The sequence below is a fragment of the Streptomyces sp. NPDC017520 genome (genome assembly GCF_044329855.1).
GTDB lineage: Bacteria > Actinomycetota > Actinomycetes > Streptomycetales > Streptomycetaceae > Streptomyces.
On sequence record NZ_JBIRKB010000001.1, the window covers coordinates 567,431 to 578,899 of the forward strand.

Below are 11,469 nucleotides of genomic sequence, written 5' to 3' on the forward strand. Positions count from 1 at the left end.
CGGTGCCGTCATGACCGAGACCACCGCCCGCACCATCAGCCTCGTCGTCGTCGACGACCACCCGGTCGTCCGGGACGGGCTGCGGGGCATGTTCGCCGCCGCCCCCGGATTCGAGGTCCTCGGCGAGGCGGCGAACGGCGTGGACGCCCTCGCGGTCGTCGCGGGCCTCGACCCCGACGTCGTCCTGATGGACCTGCGGATGCCGGGCGGCGGGGGAGTGGCGGCCATCGCGGAGCTGACCCGGCGCGGCGCCCGCTCGAAGGTCCTGGTGCTGACCACGTACGACACCGACTCCGACACCCTGCCCGCGATCGAGGCGGGCGCGACCGGCTACCTCCTCAAGGACGCCCCGCGCGAGGAGCTGTTCGCGGCCGTCCGGGCCGCCGCCGACGGCCGCGGTGTCCTCTCGCCCGCCGTCGCCTCCCGGCTGATGACCCGGGTCCGCACCCCCACCGCCGACCCCGCCGGGGCCGCCCTGTCGGCCCGCGAGCGCGAGGTGCTGGTCCTGGTGGCGCGGGGCACCACCAACCGGGAGATCGCCGCCGAACTCTTCATCAGCGAGGCGACCGTGAAGACCCACCTCACCCACGTCTTCGCCAAGCTGGGCGCCAAGGACCGGGCCGCGGCCGTCGCCGTCGGCTACGACCGGGGCATCCTCGGCTGACCCGGGCGGCCCTCCCTCCTACGCCGTCACCCGCAGCAGCAGCACCGAACGGGCCGGCACCGCCATCTCCGTACCACCGTCCAGGACCGTGCCGGGAGCCTCGGCCTGCTCCTCCCGCGCGGTGTCCAGGACCAGTTCGTACGCGATCGCCCACGGCGCTCCCGGCAGGGCGAAGACCGTCGGCTCCGCGCCCGCGTGCAGGACCGCCAGGAAACTGTCGTCGGTGACCGGTTCGCCCCGCGCGTCCCGCCCCGGGATGTCCCGGCCCGAGAGGTACAGCCCGAGCGTGGCCGCCGGCGCGTACCAGTCGCCCTCCGTCATCTCCCGGCCGTCCCGGGCGAACCACGCCAGGTCCCGCAGTCCGTCCGGAGCCTGCGCCCGGCCGGAGAAGAAGGCGCGGCGCCGCAGCACCGGATGGGTCCGGCGCAGCGTCAGCACCCGGGCCGTCAGCTCGGTCAGCTCCCGCCACGCGGGCTCCTCCAGGAGCGACCAGTCCAGCCAGCCGGTCTCGTTGTCCTGGCAGTAGGCGTTGTTGTTGCCGCCCTGCGTCCGGCCCATCTCGTCGCCCGCCACCAGCATCGGCACCCCGGTGGAGAGCAGCAGGGTGGTCAGCAGGTTACGGAGCTGACGGCGGCGCAGCGCGTTGATCCCCGGGTCGTCGCTCTCCCCCTCCGCCCCGCAGTTCCACGCCCGGTTGTCGTCCGTCCCGTCCCGGTTGCCCTCCCCGTTGGCCTCGTTGTGCTTCTGCTCGTAACTGACCAGGTCGCGCAGGGTGAAGCCGTCGTGCGCGGTGACGAAGTTGACCGAGGCGTAAGGGCGGCGGCCGCCCCAGGCGTACAGGTCGCTGGAGCCGGTCAGCCGGTAGCCGAGATCCCGTACGTCGGGGAGCGCGCCCCGCCAGAAGTCGCGCACCGCGTCGCGGTAGCGGTCGTTCCACTCGGTCCATAGGGGAGGGAAGGCGCCGACCTGATAGCCGCCGTTGCCGACGTCCCACGGTTCCGCGATGAGCTTGACCCGGCGCAGCACCGGGTCCTGGGCGATCACCGCGAGGAACGGGGAGAGCATGTCGACGTCGTGCATCGAGCGGGCCAGCGCCGCCGCCAGGTCGAAGCGGAAGCCGTCGACGCCCATCTCGGTGACCCAGTAGCGCAGCGAGTCGGTGATGAGCCGCAGCACCTGCGGCTGTACCACGTGCAGGGTGTTGCCGCAGCCGGTGTAGTCGGCGTAGCGGCGCGGGTCGTCCCGCAGCCGGTAGTAGCCCCGGTTGTCGATGCCGCGCAGCGACAGCATCGGGCCCAGCTCGCCCGCCTCGGCGGTGTGGTTGTAGACGACGTCGAGGATCACCTCGATCCCGGCCTCGTGCAGCGCGTGCACCATCCGCTTGAACTCGCCGACCTGCTGGCCCGCCGTACCGGAGGCGGAGTAGCCGGCGTGCGGGGCGAAGTAGCCGATGGAGTTGTAGCCCCAGTGGTTGCGCAGCCCGCGCCGCAGCAGATGGTCCTCGTGGGCGAACTGGTGCACCGGGAGCAGTTCGACGGCGCTCACCCCGAGCCGCGTCAGGTGCTCGATCGCGGCCGGGTGAGCGAGCCCCGCGTACGTGCCGCGCAGCCCGGGCGGGATGTCCGGGTGCAGCTTGGTGAAGCCGCGCACGTGCAGCTCGTAGATCACGGAGTCCGCCCACGGGGTCTTGGGGCGGCGGTCCTCCACCCAGTCGTCGTCGTCGCGGACGACGACGCCCTTGGGCACGAAGGGCGCCGAGTCCCGGTCGTCCCGCACGGTGTCCGCCACCTGCTGGTCCGGCCAGTCCCGTACGTGCCCGTAGACCTCGGGCGGCAGGGTGAAGGTCCCGTCGACCGCACGGGCGTACGGGTCCAGGAGCAGCTTCGCCGCGTTCCAGCGGGCGCCCGTCCACGGGTCCCAGCGGCCGTGCACCCGGTAGCCGTAACGCTGACCCGGCCGCACCCCGGGGACGAAGCCGTGCCAGATCTCATGGGTCAGCTCGGTCAGCGGACAGCGGGTCTCCGCGCCCCGCTCGTCGAACAGGCACAGCTCGACCGCCTCCGCCCCGCCCGCCCACAGCGCGAAATTGGTCCCCGCCACCCCGTCCGGGCCGACCCGGAAGCGGGCGCCCAGCGGCATCGGGGCCCCGGGCCAGACGGCGGGGGGCGGTGCGCCGTCCCGGGCGGCGCCGGCGCGGCGGGCCTCCACGGTCCCCGCCCCGGCGCCGGTCACCGCTTCCGGATCCTGTACTGCCTCCTGCTCGGCTGCGCTGGACACCGTGTCGCCTCCCGCGGCTCGTGGGGACGGGACCTACGAGTGGCGCGCGGCGTCCCGGCCACGGCCTCTTCGGGTAGTCCTCCCCTCTGTTCTGCCCACCGGACGGCCCGCACTCACGTTTCCCCCGACCGGCCCCGGTCGTTGGGGGGAGCGTGAACCACACAGCGAAGAGCGCACGGGCCGGCTCGGCCGCCGTGCTGACATGGGCAGGACTGCTGACCGTGCTGGCCCTTCTGACCGGCTGCACCGAGGCCCGGGAGGCCGTGTTCAACGGCAAGGCGCGATCCTCCGGCGACGTGATCAGCGTCTTCCCCGAGGACGACGCCGAGGACGTCGACGAGGAGACCCGCGTCGCGGTGAAGGTCCCCGACGGGCGGCTGGAGAGCGTGAAGGTCATGCGGATCGAGGACGCGCACCAGCAGACGGTGGCCGGGCGCATCACCGACGACGGGAGGTCCTGGAAGCCGGAGCCCGCCGCGGGGCGGCTGGCCCTCGCCGCGAAGTACAGCATCGACGCGGTGGCCGTGGACGGGGCGGGCCGCCGCTCCGCCCGGCACTCCACGTTCACCACGCTCGTCCCCGAGCACCGCTTCATCGGGTACTTCAAACCGGAGAACCGTTCCACCGTCGGCACCGGCATGATCGTCTCCTTCTCCTTCAACCGCCCGATCGCCGACCGGGCCGCGGTGGAGAGGGCCATCCGGGTGACGTCCGATCCGGTGGTGGAGGTCTCCGGCCACTGGTTCGGCAAGGACCGCCTCGACTTCCGCCCCAAGGCGTACTGGAAGCCCGGCACCGAGGTGACCGTCGACATCGGGCTGCGCGACGTCGAGGGCGCCCCGGGGGTCTACGGCAGCCAGGACAAGAGAGTCGTCTTCACGGTCGGCCGCTCCCAGGTCTCCCGGGTCGACGCGGAGGAGAAGACCATGGAGGTGCGCCGGGACGGAGAGCTCGTGGACACGGTCCCGATCACCGCGGGGGCCCCGAAGACGACCACGTACAACGGGAAGATGGTGGTCACCGAGATGCACGAGGTGACCCGGATGAACGGGGCCACGGTCGGCTTCACGGACAAGAAGGGCAGGGGCGAGTACGACATCAAGGACGTGCCGCACGCGATCCGGCTCACCGAGTCGGGCACCTTCCTGCACGGCAACTACTGGGCCGACGAGTCGGTCTTCGGCGAGGAGAACGTCAGCCACGGCTGCGTCGGACTGCGCGACGCCAAGGGCGGCAGCGGCTCCACGCCCGGCGGCTGGTTCTTCGACCGGACCCTGATCGGCGACGTGGTCGAGGTGGTCAACTCGAAGGACAAGAAGGTCGCCCCGGACAACGGGCTCAGCGGCTGGAACCTCGGCTGGAAGAAGTGGAAGGCCGGCTCCGCCCTGCACTGACGCCCCGGACCCCGCCACGTTTCGCCCGCACCCCGCACCCCGCACCCCGGCCGCCGCTCCCCGGCCCCCGCCCCGGCACCGCGCGCCACCTGCGCAGCTTCCCCGGACCACTGGTACGGAACGGTGACATTCCGGAGGGAGTTCACCCCGCTCGCGATGTGATTATCTTGCGGCGGCGCGCATGTTCGGCGCGCGGGGGTGCGGGCCTTGGCGGGAGCCGGGCCGTGCGAGGGGAGACGACCACAGTGAACGGGCAGCCGATATCGGGGGCATCGGCCGGGGCGAGCGGGAAGCGGCGCGGCGGACCTGGGCTTCTGGCCCTGGTTCTGGGAGCACTGCTGTTGCTGGTGACGGCGTGCGGCGGCGGTGACACCGGCGCGGGGGACGAGAAGGGGCCGGCGGGCAGCGCGAAGAAGGAGGACACGACCGCTTCGCAGGCGGTGGTGACCATCGCGCCCAAGGACGGTGCGGAGTCCGTGGCGACCAGCGGCGCGCTGAAGATCGGCGCCACGCGGGGCAAGCTGACCACGGTGAAGGTCTCCGACCCCAAGGGCAACGAGATCGAGGGCGAGATCGCGGCCGACGGCGCGAGCTGGACGCCCGAACGGCACCTCGCCGCCGCCACGAAGTACGCGGTGCACGCGGTGGCGAAGGACGCGGAGGGACGTGAGTCGGCGAAGGACACCACCTTCACCACGCTCGTCCCGGCCAACACCTTCATCGGGCACTACACGCCGGAGGACGGCTCGACCGTCGGGGTCGGCATGCCGGTCTCCATCAACTTCACCCGGGGCATCACCGACCCCGACGCGGTGGAGCGGGCGATCAAGGTGACGGCAGAGCCGGCCGTCGAGATCGAGGGCCACTGGTTCGGGAACGACCGTCTCGACTTCCGCCCGGAGAAGTACTGGGCGGCGGGCACCAAGGTGACCGTCGACCTCAACCTCGACGGCGTCGAAGGCCGGCCGGGCGTCTACGGCAAGCAGGCCAAGAAGGTGTCGTTCACCATCGGCCGCAGCCAGGTCTCCACCGTCGACGCGAGCGCGAAGCGGATGAAGGTGGTCCGCGACGGCAAGCAGATCAAGGACATCCCGATCTCCGCGGGCGCCCCGGCGACGACCACGTACAACGGTCAGATGGTCATCAGCGAGAAGCTCAAGGTGACCCGGATGAACGGCGACACCGTCGGCTTCGGCGGCGAGTACGACATCAAGGACGTGCCGCACGCCATGCGGCTGTCCACGTCGGGCACCTTCCTGCACGGCAACTACTGGGGCGCGTCCTCCATTTTCGGCAACTCCAACACCAGCCACGGCTGCGTCGGTCTGCGGGATGTGCGCGGCGGCTACGACAACCAGACGCCCGCTGCCTGGTTCTACGACAGGTCGCTGATCGGCGATGTGGTCATCGTGAAGAACTCGCACGACAAGACGATCCAGCCGGACAACGGCCTCAACGGCTGGAACATGGACTGGGAGGAGTGGAAGAAGTAGGCCTTCCTTCCGCTTCCCGATCGACCGGCGGGCCCGGTGCTGTGACCAACGGCACCGGGCCCGCCGGCGTTAGCAGTGGTTAACCTGCCTCCATGACTGTGACCCTCGAAGTACGCGACGGCGTCGGCACCATCCTCCTGGACCGGCCGCCCATGAACGCCCTGGACGTGGCGGTCCAGGACCGGCTGCGGGAGCTGGCCGAGGAGGCGACCCGGCGCGAGGACGTGCGGTCGGTGATCCTCTACGGCGGCGAGAAGGTGTTCGCGGCGGGCGCGGACATCAAGGAGATGCAGGCGATGGACCACACGGCGATGGTCCTGAGGTCCAAGGGCCTCCAGGACGCCTTCACCGCCGTCGCCCGCATCCCCAAGCCGGTCGTCGCAGCCGTCACCGGCTACGCGCTCGGCGGCGGCTGCGAGCTGGCGCTCTGCGCCGACTTCCGGATCGCCGCGGACAACGCCAAGCTCGGCCAGCCGGAGATCCTCCTCGGCCTGATCCCGGGTGCGGGCGGCACTCAGCGGCTGGCCCGGCTGATCGGCCCCTCGCGGGCCAAGGACCTCATCTTCACCGGCCGTATGGTCAAGGCCGCCGAGGCCCTGACGCTGGGTCTGGTCGACCGGGTGGTTCCCGCCGCCGAGGTCTACGAGCAGGCGCACGCCTGGGCCGCCAAGCTGGCCAAGGGGCCCGCGCTGGCGCTGCGCGCGGCCAAGGAGTCGATCGACGCCGGGCTGGAGACGGACATCGACACCGGGCTCACGATCGAGCGGAACTGGTTCTCCGGTCTGTTCGCCACGGAGGACCGCGAGCGCGGCATGCGCAGTTTCGTCGAGGAAGGTCCGGGCAAGGCCACGTTCGGCTGACCGGTAGTCAGAACGGGTGGCCCGGTAGTCGGGTCGGACGGTCCCGCGCGGGGAGTTCATCCGTCAGAGCGGATTATCCGGACCTTAAGGCAACCTTAAGGCCCGGTGCGGCCTTCTGCTCGATCGTCCTCATCAGGAAGGGCATCGCCGCAGGTCGGCGGGGCCTTTCGGGGAACTGTTCTGCCAGGGGCATATGCCAAGAGCCCTCCGTGTCATGGGCTGTTCCGGGGTGCGGATTCCTCCGGAACGGCCCCGGCGGGCGATGCGTCCGGCCATGATGGTGGGCATGGCGGGCCTGGAGGGTGTGGATCAGCCGCGACCGCGCAGCAGCGCGACCGCGGCACGTTGGACGTCGACCATGGATGACGAACAGGCGTTCAAGGCGCTGGAGTTGTTCGGAAATCCGACCGAGGGGGAGGTCCGGCTGCCGTCCCTCCCGGAGTCGGCGGCGACGGCCCGGCGCATCACTTCCTGCGTCGTGCTCCGCCAGTGGGGCCTCTCGCCCCAGACCGCCGAGTACGCGGTGCTCCTCGTCTCCGAGCTCGTGGGGAACGCGGTGCGCCACACCGGGGCCCGGGCCTTCGGGTTACGGATGGTCCGTCGCCGGGGCTGGATCCGGATCGAGGTGCGCGACCCCTCGCGCGGGCTGCCGTGTCTGATGCCGGTGCGCGAGATGGACATCAGCGGTCGCGGGCTCTTCCTCGTCGACAAGCTCTCCGATCGCTGGGGGGTGGATCTGCTGCCGCGCGGAAAGACCACCTGGTTCGAGATGCGCATCTCCGACCGCTGACGCGGTCCGGCGCCTTCCATCGGTTGCGCAGAAGCCCCCGGATGCGCAGAAGCCCCCGGTCGGCCGTGGTGCGGCGCTGCGGGGGCTTCTGGCGGGGGCCGTGGAATGGGGGGTGTGTCCACGGCCGCTCGTGGCGACCTGGCCCGGGTCAATGGGGGTCGTGGCTCCGACTATGGCAGACGGGCGACCCCGGTGCCAAAGCGACTTGTCGGTATATTTAATGAACAAACGGGCAACGCTCGATTGAATCGCAGGTGTGCTCGGTCACTCGCCTGGCATTCCATGCATCTTTATGGCGATGCCTGAATGATTCATTGATCATCCGATGAGCTGCTCAATCAGCTCATTTCGCCCATCCTGCCTCTACTGTGTCCGGGAATCGGTGGAACCCGCGGAGCGCGAGGTGGTCGGGCATGGACGGGTCGGGCATGGCCGGACAGAGGGCCCCGATGGGCCGCCGGGGCGCGCTGGGGGCGGGGGCCGGGGCGCTGGCCGCCGCCCTCGCCGCGGGCTGCGCCCGGAACGACGGGGCAGGCGCCGCCGGACCCGCGGCCGTCACCCGCCCTCCCGGCGAGGCCGCCGCCCCCGCCCCGCACCGCTTCCCCGGCCTGCCCTTCCGGATCGCGCACGGTCCCCGCGACCGGCCCCGCGTCGCCCTCACCTTCGACGGGCGCGGCGACCCGGACCTCGCCCACGCCGCACTCGCCCGGTGCGAACAGGCCGGCGCGCGCGTCACGGTGCTCGCGGTCGGCGCCTGGCTCGCCGAACACCCCGGCCTGGCCCGCCGGATCATCGACGGGGGCCACGAGATCGGCAACCACACCGAGCACCACCTCGACCTCGCGTCCCTGGACGAACGCGCCGCGTACGAGGAGATCGCCGCGTGCGCCCGGCGACTGCGCCGGCTCACCGGGTCCATCGGCACCTGGTTCCGCCCTTCGCCCACCGCGTACGCCTCCCCGCTCCTCCAGCGCCTCGCCCAGCGGTCCGGCTACCCCCATGTCCTCGGCTGCGACGTGGAGTCGCTCGACCACGCGGCCACCCGCGTCGCCGCCGTCACCCGGAAGGTCGCGGGGGAGCTGCGCAACGGATCGGTGGTGGAGCTGAGTCTCGGCCGGCCGGTCACCGTCGACGCGCTGCCGCTGCTTCTCGCCGAGATCGGCCGCCGCGGGCTGCGCGCGGTGACGGCCACGGAGCTGCTGGGCCGACCGGCCGCCGATGTCACCCGGACGGCCCGATAATCTGACCCCTGACATTCGGCATCACGAAGGGGCGGAACTGTGGCGGACATCGAGTCGGCGCGGACGGCATTCGAGCGGTTCGACAACAACGGCGACGGGCTCATCACGGCCAACGAGTACAAGAGCGCGATGGCCCAGCTGGGCGACCCCTTCGTCACCGAGACGGTGGCGCAGGCGATCATCAACGCCCACGACGCCAACGGCGACGGCCTGCTCACCTTCGACGAGTTCTGGGCCTCGCAGAACAAGGCCTGATCCGCCGCGGCGGCCGGTCCCGCGTCCATCGGGGCCCGGCCGCCGCCGGATGGCCGGCGTGCCGGCGGTGGCGGCCCGGCGGCGGATGCTCCGGGACACCGACCCGTCGGTCGCCCACCTGCCGGCCCGCCGGGAACAGCTCGTGCTGGGCCTGGTCGTGGTGGTCTCGGCGATCCTCACCGTCGTCCCCGACCCGCACTGGATCTCCCTGCGGCCCTGAAAGGGACGGATGCCCGACATCCGGCCGCGTACCGGAAGCGGGTTGCCGGGCCCCCGGGTAGCGTCGGAGACGACCGAGGGAGGCGTCACGGCGATGCGGGAGCACGAGGAGAGCGGAGACCGCGGCGAGCAGACGGTCCGGCGGCTCGTCGAGGCCGCCGGAGTCGTGATCGACCGGGCCGGGTACGCCGGAGCGTCGACCCCGGAGATCCTGCGCCGGGCCGGAGTCTCCAGCGGCGCCTTCCACCACCATTTCGAGGGCAAGGAACAGCTCGGCAACGCGATCCTGGACCGCCAGCACACGTTCTTCCAGCAGATCTCCGAACAGGCGGATTCGGGCCCGGCGCCCAAGTTCTGGCTCCAGGCGCTGATCGACATCAGCCACCTCTACACCGCCGGCATCCTGGAGGACCCCGTCCTGCGGGCCGCCGTGCGCCTGTCGATCGAGCCGGGCCCCTACCTGACCGCCGAGAGCTACGCGGGCCCGCTCGGGGCCGTCACGGCCGTCCTCGAATCCGCCCGTGCCGCCGACGAGCTCCAGGACCACGTCACCCCGGAGGAGGCGTCCCGGACCATCGTCGGCTGCTACAGCGGAGTGCAGCTCCTGGCCCTGGCCCTCGACGAGCGCGACGCCCTGCACCAGCAGGTCAGCGCCATGTGGGCCCTGATCATGCCCGGCCTCGCCCGCCCCGCCGTCCTCACCCGGCTGCGCCTGGGCGCGCCACCCGCGGACACGGCGCGGCAGCGCTGACCCCCGGCCCGATCCGTACGGGATCTCCGTGCGGTCTCAGCGCCGGTACGGTTTCCAGCCGCGCAACTCGTCGTCGCGCGGGGCCAGGACCAGCTCCGGTGCGCCCGGGCCGAAGACCGTCACGGGCCGCCGCGCGTCCCAGGACGGCCACCCCGGGTCCCCGTCCGTCGCGAAGTCCACCCATGCCCGGTGCATCGCGTCCGCCAGCTCCTGCGGGGCGTCCGGGCCGGTCAGGGCCATCGTGTCGGGGTGGGCGAGCGTGTCGAAGACGAAGCCCAGCTCCAGCGCGTGACAGGCGCCCAGGCGCTGTACGGGGGTGGGCCAGCCGAACTCGTACACGTACGTGGCGCCCGGCGCGTCCGTCCGGGCGTCGGCCAGCCGGTTGAGCGGGACCCGCAGCAGCAGGTCCGTCGCGAGCGCGCCGAGGATCTCACCGGGGGTGGCGTCCGGGCGGTTGGCGCGGTAGGCGCGGGCCGTGGCGCCCGGCACCTTGAACTTCAGCAGGGCGAGGCGGAGCCGCAGCGCGCTGATCCTCTCGGTGAGCCCGCCGGGCACGAACCAGAGCCGGTACTCCTCCGTGTTCGTCCCCAGCAGCAGGTCGATCCCGGCCGACGCGCCCGCGTGCAGTGCTTCCACGGGGTCGTGGGGCAGCAGTTCGCCGTCCACGACCAGCTGGAAGGAGTCGCGGCCGGTCAGCGGGTTCCCGCCGCCGGTGACCTCGGTCTGCGCGGTGAGCAGCGCCTCGGGGTCCACGGCTGCCAGCGCGGCGGCCGTCGCGGGGACCCCGAGCCGCTTCGCGATCCGCTCGGTCGTCCCGCGCGCGGCGGCGGGCGGCAGCGCGGCGGGCGCCCCGCTCTGGAGCACCGCCCGCCGCAGCAGCCCCGCCGACCGGGGCGAGGCCAGCAGGGCGGCGATGCTGACCGCCCCCGCCGACTCCCCGGCCACCGTCACCCGGTCCGGGTCGCCGCCGAACGCCGCGATGTTGTCGCGCACCCACTCCAGGGCGGCCAGCTGGTCCAGAAGCCCCCGGTTGGCGGGCGCGTCCGGGAAGACGCCGAAGCCCTCGACGCCGAGGCGGTAGTTGACCGAGACGAGGACCACCCCGTCCCGGGCGAACGCGGACCCGTCGTACACCGGCACCGTCGAGGAGCCGTGCACCAGCGATCCCCCGTGGATCCACACGAGCACCGGCAGCCCGGCCGTACCCCGCTCCGGCGACGGCGTCCACACGTTCAGGTTCAGACAGTCGTCGCCCGGCACCGCCGGATCCGGCAACAGCCGGTCCAGCGGCGGGGCGTAGGGCCGCTTCGGGGCCGTCGGACCGTACGCCACGGTCTCGCGCACCCCCGTCCACGGCTCGGGGGGACCGGGCGCGCGGAACCTGCGCGCGCCCACCGGCCCAGCCGCGTACGGGATGCCGCGGAAGACCGCGACGCCCCGTTCCACCGCACCGCGCACGGTGCCGTGCACGGTCCTCACCAGCGGGGGAGTTCCCGCCACGATGTCGGACATGATGCGTGCCAAC

General features: G+C 72.4%; 11 protein-coding genes. 9 read left to right on the plus strand and 2 right to left on the minus strand.

Translation table 11 applies throughout. The features are described from left to right. The first annotated feature begins 10 nt into the window (after positions 1–10). Positions 11–664, plus strand: a complete 654-nt coding sequence (locus ACH4KB_RS02525; RefSeq protein WP_398062818.1) for a response regulator — start codon at positions 11–13, stop codon at positions 662–664. An 18-nt stretch (positions 665–682) separates the two neighbouring features. Here the strand turns inward: ACH4KB_RS02525 and glgX are convergent, their stop codons facing one another. Next, on the minus strand, positions 683–2,941 hold the full coding sequence (gene glgX / locus ACH4KB_RS02530) for a glycogen debranching protein GlgX (protein ID WP_398062820.1): 2,259 nt from the start codon (positions 2,939–2,941) through the stop codon (positions 683–685). A gap of 152 nt (positions 2,942–3,093) precedes the next feature. On the opposite strand from glgX, the gene ACH4KB_RS02535 reads away from it, so the two are divergent. From ACH4KB_RS02535 to ACH4KB_RS02570, 8 genes are all read left to right on the plus strand, one after another. Beyond that, positions 3,094–4,335: an Ig-like domain-containing protein gene (locus ACH4KB_RS02535; RefSeq protein WP_398062822.1), complete on the plus strand. Its 1,242-nt coding sequence runs from the start codon at positions 3,094–3,096 to the stop codon at positions 4,333–4,335. 245 nt (positions 4,336–4,580) lie between these two features. Next, positions 4,581–5,828 carry an Ig-like domain-containing protein gene (locus ACH4KB_RS02540; protein ID WP_398062824.1) on the plus strand — a complete coding sequence of 416 codons (1,248 nt, stop codon included), beginning with the start codon at positions 4,581–4,583 and terminating at the stop codon, positions 5,826–5,828. Positions 5,829–5,920: 92 nt separating this feature from the next. Then, positions 5,921–6,688, plus strand: coding sequence for an enoyl-CoA hydratase/isomerase family protein (locus tag ACH4KB_RS02545; protein WP_398062826.1), 768 nt, complete (start codon positions 5,921–5,923; stop codon positions 6,686–6,688). A gap of 274 nt (positions 6,689–6,962) precedes the next feature. Then, positions 6,963–7,478, plus strand: a complete 516-nt coding sequence (locus ACH4KB_RS02550; RefSeq protein WP_398063332.1) for an ATP-binding protein — start codon at positions 6,963–6,965, stop codon at positions 7,476–7,478. A 428-nt stretch (positions 7,479–7,906) separates the two neighbouring features. Continuing rightward, positions 7,907–8,719 carry a polysaccharide deacetylase family protein gene (locus ACH4KB_RS02555; protein ID WP_398062828.1) on the plus strand — a complete coding sequence of 271 codons (813 nt, stop codon included), beginning with the start codon at positions 7,907–7,909 and terminating at the stop codon, positions 8,717–8,719. Positions 8,720–8,758: 39 nt separating this feature from the next. Next, a complete protein-coding gene (locus tag ACH4KB_RS02560; RefSeq protein ID WP_265599251.1) occupies positions 8,759–8,974 on the plus strand; it encodes an EF-hand domain-containing protein in 216 nt (71 codons plus the stop codon). A 58-nt stretch (positions 8,975–9,032) separates the two neighbouring features. Next, positions 9,033–9,194, plus strand: coding sequence for a hypothetical protein (locus ACH4KB_RS02565; protein ID WP_398062830.1), 162 nt, complete (start codon positions 9,033–9,035; stop codon positions 9,192–9,194). Positions 9,195–9,287: 93 nt separating this feature from the next. After that, positions 9,288–9,944 carry a ScbR family autoregulator-binding transcription factor gene (locus ACH4KB_RS02570; RefSeq protein WP_398062832.1) on the plus strand — a complete coding sequence of 219 codons (657 nt, stop codon included), beginning with the start codon at positions 9,288–9,290 and terminating at the stop codon, positions 9,942–9,944. Between the two features lie 36 nt (positions 9,945–9,980). Here ACH4KB_RS02570 and ACH4KB_RS02575 read toward each other — a convergent pair whose 3' ends face one another. After that, positions 9,981–11,456, minus strand: coding sequence for a carboxylesterase/lipase family protein (locus ACH4KB_RS02575; protein ID WP_398062834.1), 1,476 nt, complete (start codon positions 11,454–11,456; stop codon positions 9,981–9,983). Between the last annotated feature and the right edge of the window lie 13 nt (positions 11,457–11,469).